This window comes from Dyella psychrodurans (assembly GCF_003363265.1).
In the GTDB taxonomy this organism is placed as follows: domain Bacteria; phylum Pseudomonadota; class Gammaproteobacteria; order Xanthomonadales; family Rhodanobacteraceae; genus Dyella_B; species Dyella_B psychrodurans.
Window position 1 is genome coordinate 510,390 of sequence record NZ_QRBF01000001.1, and the last position, 17,680, is coordinate 528,069.

At 60.0% G+C, this 17,680-nt stretch carries 16 protein-coding genes; 8 read left to right on the top strand and 8 right to left on the bottom strand.

Translation table 11 applies throughout. From position 1 onward, the window contains the following. Window positions 1-9 precede the first annotated feature (9 nt). From DWU99_RS02485 to DWU99_RS02505, 5 genes are all read left to right on the top strand, one after another. Window positions 10-774 (top strand): SDR family NAD(P)-dependent oxidoreductase, encoded by a 765-nt coding sequence (locus DWU99_RS02485; RefSeq protein WP_115476406.1) that lies wholly within the window; start codon window positions 10-12, stop codon window positions 772-774. Next, window positions 771-1,673, top strand: coding sequence for an SMP-30/gluconolactonase/LRE family protein (locus tag DWU99_RS02490; protein ID WP_115476407.1), 903 nt, complete (start codon window positions 771-773; stop codon window positions 1,671-1,673). The genes DWU99_RS02485 and DWU99_RS02490 overlap by 4 nt, the downstream gene beginning before the upstream one ends. Window positions 1,674-1,743: 70 nt before the next feature. Next, entirely contained in the window at window positions 1,744-3,207 is a 1,464-nt protein-coding gene (locus DWU99_RS02495; protein ID WP_115476408.1) for a sugar porter family MFS transporter, read from the top strand. 34 nt (window positions 3,208-3,241) lie between these two features. After that, the gene (locus DWU99_RS02500; RefSeq protein ID WP_115476409.1) at window positions 3,242-4,669 is read left to right on the top strand and encodes an APC family permease; all 1,428 of its coding nucleotides are present in this window, start codon (window positions 3,242-3,244) and stop codon (window positions 4,667-4,669) included. A 238-nt stretch (window positions 4,670-4,907) separates the two neighbouring features. Then, window positions 4,908-5,402 (top strand): DUF417 family protein, encoded by a 495-nt coding sequence (locus tag DWU99_RS02505; RefSeq protein WP_115476410.1) that lies wholly within the window; start codon window positions 4,908-4,910, stop codon window positions 5,400-5,402. Between the two features lie 93 nt (window positions 5,403-5,495). Here DWU99_RS02505 and DWU99_RS02510 read toward each other — a convergent pair whose 3' ends face one another. The 6 genes from DWU99_RS02510 to DWU99_RS02535 form a co-directional block, all read right to left on the bottom strand. Beyond that, a complete protein-coding gene (locus DWU99_RS02510; protein WP_115476411.1) occupies window positions 5,496-5,900 on the bottom strand; it encodes a cupin domain-containing protein in 405 nt (134 codons plus the stop codon). A gap of 79 nt (window positions 5,901-5,979) precedes the next feature. Further along, a complete protein-coding gene (locus tag DWU99_RS02515) occupies window positions 5,980-6,741 on the bottom strand; it encodes a LytR/AlgR family response regulator transcription factor (protein WP_115476412.1) in 762 nt (253 codons plus the stop codon). After that, window positions 6,738-7,757 (bottom strand): sensor histidine kinase, encoded by a 1,020-nt coding sequence (locus DWU99_RS02520; protein ID WP_158543217.1) that lies wholly within the window; start codon window positions 7,755-7,757, stop codon window positions 6,738-6,740. Before DWU99_RS02520 ends, DWU99_RS02515 begins: the two co-directional genes overlap by 4 nt. Before the next feature lie 171 nt (window positions 7,758-7,928). After that, complete coding sequence (locus tag DWU99_RS02525) at window positions 7,929-9,914, bottom strand: M61 family metallopeptidase (protein WP_115476414.1); 1,986 nt, start codon at window positions 9,912-9,914, stop codon at window positions 7,929-7,931. A gap of 97 nt (window positions 9,915-10,011) precedes the next feature. Further along, the gene (locus DWU99_RS02530) at window positions 10,012-10,524 is read right to left on the bottom strand and encodes a nuclear transport factor 2 family protein (RefSeq protein ID WP_115476415.1); all 513 of its coding nucleotides are present in this window, start codon (window positions 10,522-10,524) and stop codon (window positions 10,012-10,014) included. Window positions 10,525-10,699: 175 nt separating this feature from the next. Further along, complete coding sequence (locus DWU99_RS02535) at window positions 10,700-11,662, bottom strand: GlxA family transcriptional regulator (protein WP_115476416.1); 963 nt, start codon at window positions 11,660-11,662, stop codon at window positions 10,700-10,702. A gap of 55 nt (window positions 11,663-11,717) precedes the next feature. On the opposite strand from DWU99_RS02535, the gene DWU99_RS02540 reads away from it, so the two are divergent. The 3 genes from DWU99_RS02540 (at window position 11,718) to DWU99_RS02550 (ending at window position 15,002) form a co-directional block, all read left to right on the top strand. Further along, on the top strand, window positions 11,718-12,077 hold the full coding sequence (locus DWU99_RS02540; RefSeq protein ID WP_233510827.1) for a putative quinol monooxygenase: 360 nt from the start codon (window positions 11,718-11,720) through the stop codon (window positions 12,075-12,077). A gap of 144 nt (window positions 12,078-12,221) precedes the next feature. Further along, window positions 12,222-13,091: an alpha/beta fold hydrolase gene (locus DWU99_RS02545; RefSeq protein WP_233510830.1), complete on the top strand. Its 870-nt coding sequence runs from the start codon at window positions 12,222-12,224 to the stop codon at window positions 13,089-13,091. Window positions 13,092-13,277: 186 nt separating this feature from the next. Continuing rightward, window positions 13,278-15,002 (top strand): cytochrome c biogenesis protein DipZ, encoded by a 1,725-nt coding sequence (locus tag DWU99_RS02550; protein ID WP_115476419.1) that lies wholly within the window; start codon window positions 13,278-13,280, stop codon window positions 15,000-15,002. Between the two features lie 166 nt (window positions 15,003-15,168). Here DWU99_RS02550 and DWU99_RS02555 read toward each other — a convergent pair whose 3' ends face one another. Together DWU99_RS02555 and DWU99_RS02560 are read right to left on the bottom strand one after the other, a co-directional pair. Further along, window positions 15,169-15,999, bottom strand: coding sequence for a sulfotransferase family protein (locus DWU99_RS02555; RefSeq protein WP_115476420.1), 831 nt, complete (start codon window positions 15,997-15,999; stop codon window positions 15,169-15,171). 1 nt (window position 16,000) lies between these two features. After that, the gene (locus DWU99_RS02560) at window positions 16,001-17,677 is read right to left on the bottom strand and encodes a ShlB/FhaC/HecB family hemolysin secretion/activation protein (protein WP_115476421.1); all 1,677 of its coding nucleotides are present in this window, start codon (window positions 17,675-17,677) and stop codon (window positions 16,001-16,003) included. Window positions 17,678-17,680: the final 3 nt, after the last annotated feature.

Genomic DNA, 17,680 nt, shown 5'->3' on the forward strand with positions numbered 1-17,680 from the left:
AGCCCGCTGATGTCTGCGTACGCAACCTATCCAAGCCTGATCGATCGCAACGTTCTGATCACAGGCGGAGCCAGCGGCATCGGTGCGGCGTTCGTCGACCACTTCGCCCGCCAGGGCGCGCGCGTGGCGTTTCTCGATGTGGACGATGCCAGCGCCGTAACGCTGTGCGCAGCGTTGTCCCAAATGCGATATGCACCGCACTATCTGCATTGCGATATCACCGATCTGCAAGCACTTCAAAACGCCATCGACGAAGTGCGCAAAACGATTGGACCGATTGCGGTGCTGATCAACAACGCCGCCAACGACGTACGCCATGCGCTCGCCGATGTGGATGCCGCGGCATTCGAGCGCAATGTGGCGGTAAATCTGCGTCACCAGGTCTTCGCCACGCAAGCGGTGATTCCTGACATGCGCCTGCTTGGAGGCGGCTCGATCATCTGCCTGGGCTCCACCGGCTGGATGAAAAAGAACGCAGGCTATCCGCTCTATGCGATGGCCAAGGCCGCCGTGCACGGTTTCGTCAATGGCATGGCGCGCGAACTTGGCAAGGAACACATTCGCATCAACAGCCTCGTGCCGGGTTGGGCGATCACCGAGAAGCAGGCGCGCCTGTGGCTGGACGATGCCGGACGCGAAGAGATCGCGCGCTTCCAATGCCTGCCCGGCTTCCTGCTGGCCGAGGATTTGGCACGCGCAGCCTTGTTCCTCGCCGCCGACGACAGCCGCATGTGCACCGGGCAGGATTTCATCGTGGACGGCGGCTGGGTATGACGGCACCCGCCGCACTGGCGCCGATGGAAGTTCTGCTCGATGCGCAGGACACGCTGGGCGAAGGCATCGTCTGGTGCGAGCGCATCCAGGCGCTTTACTGGACCGATATCCAACGCGCCACACTGTTCCGCCTGCATCCTGCAAGCGGACAACGGATGCATTGGCCGATGCCCGAGCGACTGACCTCGTTCGCGCTGTGCGAGTCCGACGATTGGTTGCTGCTGGCGCTCGCTTCGCGCCTGGCTTTTTTCCGCATGTCGGATGGTCATCTGCATACGCTCCACGCGATCGAAGCGGACATGCCTACGCGCTGCAACGACGGCGCTTGCGACAGGCAGGGGCGCTTCGTGTTTGGCACCCTGCACGAACCGCCCGAAGGCGATAAACAACCTCTGGGCAGCTTCTGGCGTTTGCACACCGACCTGCAGCTGGAACGACTCGCGCTGCCAAACGTCGCGATCAGCAACAGCATCGCCTTCAGCCCCAAGGGCGACACGATGTATTTCTGCGATTCGCTGTCGCGTCGCATCCAGCAGTGCTCGTATGGCGACACGCTGGGCCCACCACGCGTGTTTGCGGACCTTGGCGATGTCACGGGCGAGCCGGATGGTTCCTGTGTCGATGCCGATGGTTCGCTATGGAATGCGCAGTGGGGCATGTCACGTGTCGCGCGCTACGCACCCGACGGTTCGTTGCGAGAGTGCCTGCCCGTTCCCACGCAGCAGCCCACCCGGCCCGTGTTCGGCGGTGCCGGGCTCGACACGTTGTACGTCACCAGTGCACGCATCGGACTGTCAATGCGGCAACTGCATGCCGATCGCCACGCAGGCGCCTTGTTCCACGCGACGATGCCTGTGCGTGGCCTGCCCGAGCCGCGTTTTCTTGGCATGCCGCCCTGAACATGGATCGCATCGTGATCCTTATCGTTCCCATCATCCATCGCCCTTCGCCGCTTGCAGGATCTTCCTCATGAATGCTGTTGCGACACCTTCGACCAAGCTCTCGCGCGCCACGGCCGTATTCACCTGCATCCTGGCTGCGCTGGCGGGCTTGATGTTCGGACTGGATATCGGCGTGATCTCCGGTGCAACCCAGTTCATCCAGGGCGACTTCCATGTTTCCGATCACGCCATCGAGTGGATTGTCAGCGCGATGATGTTTGGTGCGGCGATCGGCGCGCTGGGTGCATCGTGGATGTCGGCCATGCTCGGGCGCAAACGGTCCTTGATTCTTGGCGCGGCACTGTTCGTGGCCGGATCGCTGCTGTGCGGCGGCGCCTGGTCGCCGCAGGCCTTGATCACGGCACGCTTTATCCTGGGACTGGCGATCGGCATCGCCACGTTCAATGCACCGCTCTATCTGGCCGAAGTCGCTCCGGAAAACATCCGTGGCGCGATGATCTCGCTTTACCAGCTGATGATCACCATCGGCATTCTGGTGGCGTTTCTCTCCGACACCGCCTTCAGCTACAGCGGCAACTGGCGATGGATGCTCGGCATCATCGCGATTCCCGGCGCGCTGTTTCTACTGGGCGTCACGCTGCTGCCGGACAGTCCGCGCTGGCTGATGATGCGCGGCCGCACAGCGCAGGCCGCCGACGTGCTGCGCCGCCTGCGCGGCGATGAAAGCGTGGCGAAGCGCGAATTGGCCGACATTGCCGAACAACTCAAGACCCCGCAGCGCGGCTGGCACCTGTTCCAGGAAAACGCCAACTTTCGCCGTTCGGTCGGGCTTGGCATGTTGCTGCAACTGATGCAGCAGTTCACCGGCATGAACGTGGTGATGTACTACGCGCCGCGCATCTTCCAGAACATGGGTTACGACACGCACGCGCAATTGTGGTTCACCGCCATCGTGGGCCTGACCAACGTGCTCGCCACCTTTATTGCGATTGGGCTGGTCGACAAGCTCGGCCGCAAGCCCATCCTCTACATCGGCTTTACCGTGATGGCGATCGGGCTGGGCGTGGTGGGCAGCATGATGCATATCGGCATCGCCTCGCACGCCGGGCAGATGTTTACGGTGGCGATGCTGCTGACCTTCATCGTCGGCTTTGCGATGTCGGCCGGCCCGCTGATCTGGACGTTGTGCTCGGAAGTGCAACCGTTGAAAGGTCGCGATTTCGGCATCGGTTGCTCGACCGTGACAAACTGGGTCGCCAACATGATCGTGGGCGCCACCTTCCTCACTCTGCTCAACAGTGTCGGCAACGCGGCGACGTTCTGGCTCTATGCGGTGCTCAACCTGCTGTTCATCGCGCTTACGCTCTGGCTGGTACCGGAAACCAAAGGCGTGACACTCGAACAGATCGAGCGCAACCTGATGGCCGGCCTTCCCTTGCGCCGGATTGGCGATCGTTCGGCGCAGGCACGCGCCGACAGGTCCCACGGATTCAGCGCGAGGGACATTCGCCAGAAAGATGCCGTGTCCTGATCACGCAATCGTCTCACCCAGGGGAGCGTAAACGATGGCGACCATACCCGCAGCAGAACACCCCGCAACCTTGCGCCGAGTGCTCGGAACGTGGGACCTGGTGCTCTTCAACATCGCCGCCATCGTTGCGCTGCGCTGGCTGTCGGTGGCGGCGCAGGTCGGGCCCTCCAGCATGGTGCTGTGGCTGCTCGGCTTGCTCGGTTTTTTTCTACCCCTGGCCTTGGCGGTGCTCGACCTGAGTTCGCGCGTGCCCGGCGAAGGCGGTCTTTACCTTTGGTCCAAAGCGGCTTTCGGTGACTTGCACGGCTTTATCACCGGCTGGACCTACTGGATCTCCAACCTGACCTACTTTCCGTCCATGCTGCTGTTCAGCGCAGGCATCTTTTTGCATATCGGCGGTTCCCATTGGTTGTCGCATGCCAGCGACGGCCGCTACAACCTGACCTATAGCCTGCTTGTGCTGTGGGCAGCGACATCGCTCAGCATTCTCGGCTTGCAACGCGCGAAGTGGCTGCAGAACATCGGCGGAATCGCCACCTGGGCGACCGGTGCACTCATACTGATCGCCGGCGCGATCGCCCTGTATCGCTTCGGTCCGGCAACACACATCACCACCTCCAACGTGATGCCCGATTTCAAAAGGCTCGCCACGTACTCCACCTTCGCAACCATTGCACTGGCCTTCCAAGGATTGGAGCTGGGACCGATCCTCGGCGGAGAAATACGTGATCCGGATCGGCAGATCCCGCGCGCCACACTGATTTCATGCGTGGTGATTGCTGCGATCTACATCGCAGGCACGGCTTCGCTGCTGATCGCATTGCCCGCCTCGACCATCGACGTCATCGGCGGCATTCCGCAAGCACTGCAAGCCATTGGCGACCGCATCGGTCTGCACGCCTTCGGCTCCCTGACCGCCCTGCTGGTGACGCTGGGTTCGATAGGCACGGTGGCCGCGTGGGTCACGGGGACCGCACGCCTGCCCTTCGTCGTAGGCCTGGACCGCTATCTGCCCGCTGCGCTGGGCCGCTTGCATCCGCGCTACGACACGCCCCACGTGGCGCTGACCATCCAGGGTGTACTGACGTCATTGATGCTGGCGGCCGCGCTATCGGGCTCGACCATCCACGAGGCCTATATCATCCTGATCGACATGACGGTGATCATGTCGCTGCTGCCGCTGCTGTACATCATGCTGGCATTCCCCGTGCTGCGCCATCGCGCCGCAACGCAAGACAAAGGTGCCGGGCATTCGCCGATCCGCAAGATCGGTTGCTGGATCATTGGGCTCATTGGATTTGCAGTCACGCTGCTGGCCATCATCACATCCATGATTCCGCCCGATGGCGATAACCATCCAGAATTATTCCTCTTAAAGGTCGTCGGCGGCTCCGCATTGCTTATCTGCATCGGGCTCGTGTTCCACCGTTTTCGACGTCAAGCACATCCAGATGCCTTTTAAAACGAATGTGCGCCAATGCCGGATGGGGCATTACTTTCAGTTGGGCAGGTAGACAGAAAGCGCCGCTACCGGAGCGATTTGCAGCAATCGGCTCAGTCAATGGAGCGGCGGGGACACGGTGGTCTCCGTATGATACTTTGAAGCATATTATTGAGATAATTTAATATTAATCATCTCAACATTCCCTCGTAAAGTGGACTCGTCGACATCCACCGACCCACCTCACGAAGGAAAACCCATGAACGCCCTCCTCCAGCTCATTGCAAAATCCGGCCTGTTAAAGAAAGACCTTGACTACCACCTGCTCCGCGCCGCGATGGTCGTCATCTTCGCCTGGTTCGGGTACGACAAATGGTTCCAGTCCGAGATCACGGCACTGGCACCGCTGATCATGCACGGACCGCTCATCTTCTGGACGATCCCGGTCTTGGGCATTCACGGTACCGCGATCCTCCTTGGCAGCGCCGAGTGGACTTTCGGTTCGTTACTGCTGCTGGGCTTCTGGAATAAGAAGCTGGGTGCGTTGGGTGCCCTCGGCTCCATCGCCACCTTCATCTCCACCTTGACGATCCTTCCGTTCGTCCCCGATGGCTGGGATGCAGGCGCCGGCGGCTTCCCCGCGATGGCGATGAATGCGGCCTTCCTTTTGAAGGACCTTGTTCTGCTGGTGGTCTCGGTTTACCTGCTCAGGCAAGACGTGATCCGCGCGCTGACTCTGCCGCGCAAGGATTAATGCAGCCGGGTGAGTTTTAAGGCCGCACAAGAACGGGAGGCCATCAAGCCTCCCGTTTTGTTTGCAAAGCTCTGCTCATGCAAAAAGTCGTGATTACCCCAGCTGCTCCTCGATGGACCGGGTCAACGGTGTTTGCTCACCGCCCGTATGCTTGGTATTCACGGGTTCTATCAGCACAATCCAGCATTCTTGGTCGGCGACCGGATTGTGCCGTGTTCCGCGCTGCACCACGTGAAGTGTACCCGCCGGCAAATGCACCTCCTTTCCATCGGGGTATTGAATACGCAGGCTGCCGCGCACGATATAAAACAGTTCATCCTCTTCGGCATGGTCATGCCAAACAAACTCGCCGAGCAATTTAGCGACCTTGACGTAGCTGTCGTTAACTCGGGCGACCACTTTCGGCGACCAGTAATCCGTAAGCGACTCAAAGGCGAGTTGCAGGTCGACGACCCCGCCGACCGGAAGTGTTTGGGTTTTCGTAATCTGAGTTGTCATGGGAAATGCCCTCACGCGTATCCGCACATGTTGATCGTATGCATTACGTAGCTTTTTCGTGAATATGCGTCACAAGCGATCAGGTTTCACGAGAGCCGCGCTCGAACAGGGCGCGCCGCAAGGCTTCGCTGTAGGTGCGACTCACACGAAGCGGCGTTCCGTCCGAGAGCCGCAACAGCGAATCACGGTTGGTCAGCACCTGTATCTCCGCGATGCAATCGAGTCGGACGATGGTCGAACGATGAATACGCACAAACTGGGCCGGATCGAGTTGTTCCATCAGCCGGTGAACCGTTTCCCGCAGGAGATGAACTCTGCCCTGCGCATGAAGGCCCGCGTAATCGCCCATCGCTTCGATCCACATCACCTCATCGACGGCGATGACTACATCCTTCTGGCCAGACCGCACGCTGAAACGAACGGGGAACCGTGGCGTGTCCACGTCCAATGAATGAGTACCCTGCCCCACCCCACGACGCGACATCCTTACATCGCGGGCGCGTTGCAAAGCTTCTGCAAATCTATCGTCATCGATCGGTTTGAGTAGGTAGTCGATGGCGTAGACCTCAAAGGCATTGAGTGCGAACTGGCCATAGGCGCTCAGAAAAATCACAAGCGGCCGATCGGCGGGTTTCATCGCACGAATCACGTCCAGGCCGTTGGTTCCCGGCATTTGGATGTCCAGGAAAACCACATCGGGCTTGAGCGCCTGGATGCTTTTCAACGCCGCCGGGCCGTTGTCCGCCTCTCCCGCCAACTCGATGTCGGCATGTTGCGATAGACGCTTGATCACACCACGGCGTGCCAGGGGTTCATCGTCGACCACCAATACACGCATCATGGCGTCTTGGACTCCTCGGATGCGTGATTGCCATACGATGACATCAGGCGATATGGCAAATCGATAGCAACCGAGCAGCTTCCGTCTTCTTCCAGGCTCATCGTACAGCGGTGATCGTTGTCATAAAGATGACGGAGCCGTTCTCTTACGTTTTGGAGCCCAATCGCACCGCCGTCGCTTGCATCCCACGTTTTGTCCGCAAGGTGTTCGGCGACGCCCTCATTCCACACCGAGATCCGCAGGCGCTCCGCCACGACGTTCATCTCAATAAGCAGACGACCGCCCGCAGGCCGCCGCGCAATGCCGTGACGTATCGCATTCTCGACCAGTGGTTGCAGCAGAAGGTACGGCACGGCCGCGGCTAACGCCTTGGCGTCGATGTTCAATTCCACGACCAACCGCTGTCCGAGGCGTACCTTTTCAATCTCCAGGTAACGCTCGGTAAAGGAAAGCTCTTCCTCGACGGTCACTTCGTTCGACGCATGATGGGACAGCGTCGTGCGGAGAAAGTCTGCGAGCTGCGCGATCATGCGTGTGGCGTCGCGCGGGCGCTCATCGACGACCAGAGTCGAAATTGCATTCAGGGTATTGAATAAAAAATGCGGATGAACCTGATAGCGCAATGCTTTGAGTTCCGCCTCCTTCGCCAAGTTGACGGCCGCAAGCGTCTTCCTTTGTTCTTCTTGCGTCATGAGGTAATAGCCAACGCCGATATACATCGCGCAATAGGCTATGAGCAGAAACCAGATGGTTTGCATGCGTAGCAAAATTGCGCTCCACTGGAAATCGCCCTTTAGCACATGGAAAGACAGGGCGAGTTTATACAGAAGAGCGGTTGCTACCAGGGCCATCGAAAACGTCGCTATCAACAGCAGCCAAGATATGACGCGTAACGGTAAACCGTGCTGCCACACGATGCGCAAAAATGCGGTAACAGGAAGCGCGGCAAGTGAATAAAAAACGAATAACAGCCCGTCATACCGCATCAGCCCTGGCTGGTCTTTGATGACAGTCAAGGCGCCAATCACGCAAGCCAAGAGACACGGCCCCCAACCGATTAGCACCGTCAATAATGCGGGTGGACACGTGCGTCGAGGTGATCGAGACATAAATGGGGAGCTCTAGAAATAGCGTCGCGCGCCGATGCGGGCGGCATCGGAAAGCCCTTCACATTGAACGTGTCCATGTCATTGTGCAGTGAGCAACGCAGACAATCGATCGGGTGTGCCAGATATGCGCTCAAGATGGGGATATCGCAATCCTTCTCGGTAGCTGATGACAACGGTACGCGCGGCTCCTCCGACATCTGCCATCAAGGTGAGCGGCTTCGATGCGGACGACTGGACTGCAGCGATGAGTGCGCGAGTCGAAAAGGGCTCCCCATCCACTTCGGTTACTTGCGACCCTGGTGATAGACCTGCTCGAAAGGCCGGACTATCCCATCGGACGGATTGAACCCGGCCATGAGTATCAACCTGGAGGCCGATCGAATAATCGAGGTCGGCGGCGCCCTGCTCCGCCTCATCTTGAAGGAACGTTTCGGTGGGAACACCGCTATAGGTGAGCTTCCAGCCCGCACGCGCCAGGCCTGCGATTGCGTCGTCCGCACTATGGCTTTGAAGATGTCGGTTCAGAAATGCCGCCCAATCATCCGGAGCAACCTTATTCAGCGCATCACAGACATCTTGAAAGGTGTATGTCCGTGTTGATGGCTGGCCACTCTCTTTGGCATCGAAAAAGAGTCGCGCAAAGTCGTCCAGGCCATGTTCGCCACGACTCAACTCGCGCAGCCGTGCGTCAACATCCAACCACAGCAACACGCCTTCGGGGTAGTAATCCTCGCGGCGCTGCCAGTCGCGCCACGCGACATGGTGCTTTGCCATGTAGACCGCGTCGTTGGTGCTGTCTTGCAAGTCTTTCCAACGACGGCCGGTGCGGTTGGCGACGGTGGCAGCATCCAGCGCCAGCTTGTCCAGGGTCTGCCGGTGGTCGCGCAAACCGGCGCGGGCAGCCAACACACGTCCCCAGAATTCGGTTTGCCCTTCATATACCCAGAGCAGCGATCCACTGATCGGCTGGTTGAACGTGGGCGACCACAAATCGGCAGGCTCGCGCCAGCGGCCGTTCCAGGCATGGGCGAATTCGTGCGCGATCAGGTCGAGATTGTTGAGTTGTTCCGCGGCGTGGGTGAAGTACGCGGCGGGGAGATTGTTCTCTCCTTCTTCCAGATGTTCGACGCCGCCACCGCCGCCGTCGGGCGACAGTACGTCACTCAAGGTAACGATTGCGTCGTAGTGACGATACGGCGCTGTGCCGAACGTCTTCAGACTCTGGGCAATGAGCGCCTTCATGCGCTCAACTTCAGGCTGGGTGATGGCCAGGTCTTCTTTTGCGTCGGCCAGCAGATCGAGGGCAATCGGCTTGGCATTGTCCTCGTTAAGCAGAATCCGGCGCGTAAATCTTCCGGCATAAACGGGAGCGTCGATCAGTTGTTCAAGCGTGACGGGTTGAAAACCAAGTGTTCCGTCATCGATGGTTTGGAAAACCAGCGCTGTGTAGGGTGTGATCCCGCGTGGAAGCATGAGCGTCGCGGCCACGGGAATATCCCGCACGTACCAGCCAGCCGGATAAAGCAGCACGCGTTGCCAGGGGACTTCGACCATGTCCGGCCGCAACAAGTCAGCCGCAGCCGGCGCGAGGAATTGGAATTCCACCGTGATGGAAGTGGCGCCCTTCGGCACATCGACGTGGAATGCGTGCATATCCACCGGATCGCGTGTCCACTCCGACGGCTTGCCATCGATGTTCACCATCAAACCCGCCAGCTCGGCCACGGTTGCAGTCGGGGCGTGGCTGGCCGTCTCCCATTCGGGATAGAGCAAGACAGTATCGCCAGGCGTTTGAACAGGGATCGTTTCACGGACCGAAAAGATCTGATGATCGGTATCCGTGGCGTTGACGGCCAACTGGATCGTGCCATGGAACGGTCTATCTGCAGGAGTCGGTAACGCCGGCGGTGCGGGTAACGCCATCGGCCCCGATCCGACCTGCGCCACGGCAGTTCCCGCCATCATGGCGGCCAACGCCAAAGTTGTCAGGCCAACACGCAAACGCAGGTTAAGGGTTTGGTTGGCGGGCATAGCCGGAACTCCAAATACTGGCTTTTGTGGCATTTGCCTATTCTTTCAAAGTCGTGTCCCAGTATGCATCCAACCATTGATGGAAGGTGTGAGTCAGCGGACATTCGCGCCGCGTTGCTTCTCCAAAACGCTATCTATTCACCGGATTGGACGAATAGGTGATCGCCGCAATGCGCCACCCGTCCTCGCCTTTGATCAGCTGCCAGGTTTCAAATCCTTTGTTGGTTGGCTTGCCGTCGATATTGAAGACGTAATCGAAATATACCGTTGCTACGGTGCCATCGCCTTGCACGGAGACGTGCCCGTGTTCCGGGTCAATGTGCGATTTCGACTGGGAGACAAATTTCACGAAATCCTGATAGCTACCTACTTTGACTTTCTGGACACCCGGCTTGACGGCGCGCAGATGTGCATAAGCGGCGTCCGACAAAACATTCAACCAGGCACTTCCTTGAGGGATAAACAGCGCCGAAAGCCGTGCACCATCATGCGCCTCTACAGCCTGATGGTAAGCCGCCATGAGGTGTTCGACGTCGACCGTATCCTGAGCGACCTGGTCAGTCGAGGGGCTGACCGACTGCGCTGAGGCACAAAACGGCAACAGAAGAAGTGAGAAGGAAAAACCCAACCAACGATGTTGCATACGAGTACTCCAGTCACGAACAGGCATAGGCATTACATCGCCTTTTTCGTGCGTATGCGCCATAAGCGATCAGGTTTTTCGTCGAGTCGTGGATTTCATGCGACGAACTGGTTGGTTTTCCACTAACTACGGACGCAGTTTTTGCAGGGTCCTTGGGGCGCACCGTTCGAGCGGTTTACTCCCGCGGCCTTAGTTCGCGTATGCCTTTCCCTAGTCGCCGACGCAGCAGCGTGCGCAGCGTCACGCCGTCCGCATAACCCACCTGCCCCGCAATCTGATCGACGCTGTGCTTGCTGGTCTTCAGCAATTGAACGGCACGCTCGATGCGCAGATCCTGAATGTATTCGAGCGGCGTCTTGCCCAGCACGCTATCGAGACGTCGCGACAACGTGCGCTTGCTGGTACCTAGCGCGTCGGCGATCGCATCGAGCGTAAGCGTCGCATCCAGGCGTTCGCGCACCCAGCGATCGAAGCGCTCGATCAAAGGATCGGAATGTGCGAGGTGATCGGAAATCACATAACCCGACTGCGATAGCCGCGAATCGAATACGAGATATTTGGCGACGAGGGCCGCCAGTTCGGGGCTGTTGTTGCGGATCAGCCACAGCGCAAGGTCGAGATGACTGAGCGCCGCGCCTGCCGTCACCATCGTGCCGCTCGGAACGACGATGCGATGCGCATCCAGGCACACATCCGGATAGCGTTGACGGAACACGGGTGTGAGCCACCAGGTGGTCGTGGCCTCGCATCCGTCGAGCAGACCGCTTTCGGCCAGCACGAAGGTGCCGGTGCAGGCTGCCGCAAGGCGCACACCGGCAGCATGCCATCGACGCAAGACGCCGAAAGCTTCAACCACATCGTCGCGCACAAGCGTGGGCAGAAGTCGCTCGGGCACGATGTCGGCGAGCGCCGGCACGATGACCCAATCGGGGAGCGGCGCATGAGCCACTTCGCGTACAGGCACCTGCAGCCCAAGCGCCGTGTGCACCTGCGGACGTACGCCCATCACCGTGACATCAAAACCCGGCGCGGCGATGCCCGTCCATTGCGCGAGCGTGTTGGCCGTCGTCAGTGCGTCCAGCACCGTCGTCAGGCCGGTGTCGAACATTCCTTCCAGAGCAAGTATGGCAATGCGCATGGCAATATCGCTATCAAATGTGTCAATCGAGCCAATATTAGCGCGATCCGCCCGTTTGTACAGTTTCGTCCACTGCGCAGCCCACCCCAACCCTTACTGGAGAACCACGATGGTTAAATGCGGATTGTTCGTCCGGCTCGAAGCGAAGCCGGGTAAAGAGCAGGCAGTGGCGGACTTTCTTGCCGCCGGCCTGGAAATGACGAATCGGGAAGCGGCAACGCCCATCTGGTTCGCCATCAAACTGTCGCCCACGACATTTGGCGTCTTCGACGCTTTTGCGAATGAAGAGGGTCGCCAGGCACACCTGAACGGCGATATGGCCAAGGCCCTGATGGCACGTGCCAGCGACATGCTGGCCACCCCGCCATCGGTGGAACCGATCGACGTTCTGGCCATGAAGAACAAGTTGGCCTGATGTCTCTGCGCCCCGGTACGCAGCACGCGAATGCGACGTGCGGCGTACGCAGGTCGAACGCGGCCTGGATTCGCCGGCATCACCGACGCAAAGGGTCCGCGGCTCAAAAGACCCCTTTTGAGAGCCGCGACCGAACAAACATGCGTGCCGGGGCGCTTCTTTGCACGAACTCACAACCCTTGTCACTCGACATCTGCCCGACAGCAGGAACTCAAGCAATGCGCCGGGCACTTCAAAACATCTTTGGAGATTGAAATGTTCACACTACGAAACAAAATGGCTGTTGCCCTCATGCTCGCCATGGGTGTCACGATGGTCCACGCTGAAGCCGCCACCGGCGCGAAGGATATCGTCATTGTCCATGGCGCATTGACGGACGGCTCAGGCTGGCGTGCCGTCTACGACATCCTGACCAAGGATGGTTTCCATGTATCGATCGTGCAGGAGCCGCTTACCGGCCTCGCCGAGGATGTCGCTGCTACGACGCGCGTCGTCGATCAGCAAACCGGTCCTGTCGTTCTCGTCGGGCATAGCTATGGCGGCTCCGTCATCACGGAAGCCGGCGCCGACCCGAAGGTCAGCACGCTCGTCTATGTGGCTGCACTGCAACCCGATGCGGGCGAAGCGAGCGGTCAACTGATGTCGAAATTTGCCGCACCCAACAACGCCATGGCGGCAACGCCGGACAACTATTTCTACATCCCGGCGGATAAATTCCGCGCCACTTATGCGCAGGATGTCTCGGCATCCGAGGCTCAGTTCCTGGCCAGCTCGGAAGTGCAGCTCGCGCAAAAAGCGATGGGCGCGCCGCTCGCTGCGGCGGCATGGAAAACCAAGCCGAGCTACGCCATCCTGACCACCCAGGATCACGTCATCAGCCCGGACCTTCAGCGCTGGATGTATCAGCGTTCGAATTCCAAGGTCACGGAAATCGCCGCGAGCCATGCTGTCTTTATCTCGCAGCCGGCCAAGGTAGCTCACGTGATTGAGACGGCCGCAAACAGCGTGAAGTAATCGTTGCCTGCGGTATCGGGGACGTGTTCGCTATGAGGCGAACACCGATGTGACCTCCAACGACACGCCCCTGCCGCATGCACGCACCGTGATCGCCAGACCATGGCGATCACAAGCGCACTAACTCGTCGCCCGAACCCGGGGCTGTGCGAATAGCACCACGAACCCCTTACGGATGTCGCCCCCATGCTCCTACTGATCCTTGCCTACCTCGGCGGTGTACTGACCATCCTCAGTCCGTGCATCCTGCCCGTACTGCCATTCGTCTTCGCGCGGGCAGATCGTCCATTCGCGCGCAACGGCCTGCCCATGCTGTTGGGCATGGCGCTAACCTTCGCTGCTGTCGCAACGCTTGCCGCTGTTGGCGGTGGTTGGGCAGTTCACGCGAATCAATATGGCCGCTATCTCGCCCTGGCGGTGCTGGCTGTGCTTGGCCTCACGTTGGTATCCGAGCGCTTTGCCGAATGGATTAGCCGTCCATTCGTCGCGCTTGGTGCCAAGCTCACCCAGCGCAGCGGCGATGAGGATTCGGTGTTTTCGGCGGCCGGTTTGGGCGTCGCGACCGGATTGCTGTGGGCGCCGTGCGCGGGACCCATCCTGGGTCTTCTGCTTACGGGAGCGGCCCTCAAAGGTGCCAGTGCTCAAACCACTCTCTTGTTGCTTACCTACGCAGCCGGTGCTGCCACGTCACTCGCGTTGGCACTCGCTATCGGCGGGCGCGTGTTCGCACTGATGAAACGCTCGCTTGGCGCGGGCGAATGGGTTCGTCGAGTGCTGGGCGTGTTGGTGTTGGCGGGCGTCGCCACCATCGCGCTGGGCGTGGACACCGGATTGCTGACTCGCGTGTCGCTGGCCAGTACCAGTGGAATCGAGCAGAAGCTGATCGACGCTGTGCGCCCTGCTCCGTCCGCTCCCGCACAGTCCGCCGTCAAGGCCGGAGCGCCATTGCCCGTGGAAGGCGAGATGCCGTCGCTCGACGGCGCCACCGAGTGGCTCAACAGCCCTCCTCTTACAACGCAGTCATTGCGCGGCAAGGTGGTGCTGGTCGACTTCTGGACTTATTCCTGCATCAACTGCATCCGCGCGCTGCCCTATGTGCATGGTTGGGCCGACAAGTACAGGGATCACGGTCTCGTTGTCATCGGCGTGCATGCTCCCGAGTTCGCCTTCGAAAAGGACCCGGGCAACGTTACCAAGGCCGTGAAGGACATGGGCGTCACCTATCCTGTCGCGCTCGATAACGACTATGTGATTTGGAAGGCCTTCAATAACCAGTACTGGCCCGCGCATTACTTCATCGACGCGAAGGGACACATGCGTCATCACCACTTCGGCGAAGGCGACTATGAGCAAAGCGAGGATGTGATCCGCCAATTGCTCACCGAGGCCGGACAGAAAAATCTGCCGGGCGGTTACGTACAGCCGAACGCGCAGGGTGCGGAAGCCGCGGCGTCGGGCGATGCCACGACCTCACCGGAGACCTACGTGGGCTACACAAAAGCGCAGAACTTTACCGGTGGCGACATAGCCGAAAACATTTCGTTCGCCTACCACGCCCCGCAAATGCTGCAGACCAATCAGTGGACGCTCGACGGCCAATGGACCGTGGGCAGCGAATACGCACATCTGGACAGCCCCAACGGCCGCATCGTTTATCACTTCCGGGGCCGCGACCTTCATCTCGTGCTCGGTCCGGACCACGATGGAAAACCCGTGCGCTTCCGCGTCTTGATTGACGGCAAGGCTCCTGGCGCCGATCACGGTACAGACGTCGACGCAGACGGGAATGGCACCGTCACAGGACAGCGCCTCTACCAATTGGTGCGCCAGTCAAACGGCAGCGGCGACCGCACCTTTGAAATCATCTTCCTCGACCCGGGTGTCCTGGCGTATTCCTTCACTTTCGGCTGATCGTTGCGATATGTTGAAAGTCCATCACCTCTGCGACTCACAATCAGCTTGTGCTACTTGCACTGGCGTGCAATCACGCCACTTTGGGTGCAATTGCCTACGGCAAACTCGCAATAACCGCATCGCTTTTTGACAGCATTGGCGATGTCAAAGTGATCGGACTGCTTCAGGACATCTTCTCCCCATAATAAAGCCGGTAGAACCATGCCCATACCGTCTCTATCTGTTTCTGGATGCGTGGCGGCACGGAATGCACCGTGGGCGTCACGATGCGAGTGGACTGCCGGTGCGGGTACTTCATCCGATAGTGGCTGTCGCTTTCCTGTTTTCCGGTCGTGAGTTGCTCCGGATCAATCTCGAACGGCGACAGCCCCAACCACGTGTACAGATGCGACATGCACTTCACCGGCTGCGCGACGAGGTCCTCGAAGCGCACGAAGTACAACCGCTGCTTTACGGCTTCGGGCAAATCCAGCACTGCCTGCAATGAGATAAGCGGTGCGCCGATTACCCGATCTTTCGCGAACAGCGCATCCGCGCGACCGAAGCGGTCGTAGTCCGCCAGGTGATCGATAAAGTCCACCAGTATCGTGCGCTGATGCTGCGCCTCGATCGATCCGTAAATCTGCCCTAGCTCCCGCAGGCAGACGATCAATCTGGCTTCCGGCTCGACATGCAGCAGCAATTCGACCGCGTGCAGCCAGGCGCGGTTCTTGTCGATCACCACTCGGTGCGTACCGCTGTCGTGATGCCAGCCGTGCAGGAATCCACGCATGGCCGAGGCCAGATGCGCGTAGCTGGTCTCGAACGATGAGTCTAGCTGCGACAGGAAGAACTGATCGTCACTGATCATCCGCCGGATGCCAAGCAGCGTGTTGCACAACGGCGAGCTATGCCCCTCGCACTGAATCTGCGGATGCTGCGCGAGCAGCTGGCACAGCAGTGTCGAACCTGCACGCGGCAGGCCGGTAACGCCAACGAAAGTGGACGTTGCCACGTCAGAACCCCTTGCTGAGCTGCACCCACGCCCGTGTGGACGGGCGCTTGCCCGCCAGTTCTGGCGTACTACCCACCGGCTGACCCACTTGCACCTGCGCTACCCATTGATCGGGACCGCCCCAGTTGAGTCCAACGCCCACGCTGCTCAGCGTGGCGTGGTTGCTGCCGGTGTTACCGGGCCACTGCTGCGGGTTGATCCATAGTGCGCCCTGGTCGGCGAACACGCTGCCCTGCCAGGCTCCGCCGGGTATGCTCAAGTCATGGCGCAGTTCCACCGTGGCCAGATAACCCGAGGCACCGGCCAACGTACTCACTTCGTAGCCGCGTACGCTTTGCATGCCGCCAAGCAGGAGCTGTTCGGAGGAATCCAGGTTGTGGTGACTGTACTGACCAGTGAGTGCCACGTACAGGCGCGTCGTGGCCGTGATCGCCTGCAGACGGTTCACATTGGCATCCCAATGCAACTCATGCCCCTGCGTGTCGGCCGTCGCCGCATCACTGGCCCGCGCCGCGGCGTTGTCAAAGCCCAGTTGCCCGCGCGTCAGCGACAGTTGCGCTTGCGTCACGCCTCCTCCGTACCAATCATCGCGGTGATCGAACGTGCTGCTGGCCGTCCAGTCCCACGTGTGGCGGTCATCGTGCACATCGGTGCGGCCGGTGTCGTCCGCCAAATGGTGATTGTCCACTTCCAGCCGGGCACTGAGGTTCGTGGTGGGGCTGCGCACGATGGCCTGCGACAACCACGCGCTGGCTTCGGTGGCATGCCCTCGGGCATCCAAATCGGAAAGGCTATCGCCCAATTGGTAGGACAGCGCCGAGTACGCCAATCCGAACCGGGTACCTGCACCATTGAGCGCAAAGTCATAGGCGAGATGGCCATAGTGCATGTGCCCGTCGGAAGCCAAAAGCCCGACGGTGAGCTGGTCGCCAAGGCCGGCAAGGTTGTTCACGGCCACGTTGCCGCCCAGACGGATACGGCCGGTGTAGCGGTCTCCCCCATCGTCCAGCGTAAGGTTGCCAGTGACGGGCGGTAGCGCCTGGGCATCGACGTTGAGGTTGCTGGTACCAGGCGTGCTACCGGGGCCTAGCACCGCATGCGCTTGCACCCCTGGCAGGTCGTTCAACAACAACAGCTGACGATCGAGTGCCTCCTGCGTGACCCGTTGGCCGCTCTGCAGCGGGCTGAGGGTAGCGTTGAGCAAGTTCGTCTGGACACGGCTGTGGTTGACCACCTGCACCTGGTCATAGCGCGCTTCGATAACCATGAACTGCACCACGCCATCATTCAACGCCTGCGTCGGCACGACAGCGCGGGACAACGGATAACCGTGGGCGCGATAGTAGTCGGTGATGCGCTGCGCGAGGACGTTGAGCGAAGTGAGTGTCTGCGTGTGGCCTTCGCCGTCGGCGACCAGTGCGTGCAGCGTCTGGGCGTCGAAAGTGGTGCTGCCGCGAACGACGATCTGCTTTACCTCGAACGGAGTGTTGTCGGTGATGTGGGCGGTCACAGGCGACTGGATCCGTAGCCCCGGCTCACGTTGAGGTAACTGTTGCTGCGGGGGCTGCGCCTGCTGCAGCAGCTGACCGCTGGTGGGCGGGGCTTGCTGCGCGAACACGGGAGCAGCCAACAGGGCCAGGGTGAAGGGCGACAAACGCAACACGGCGGATCGGGTCACAGG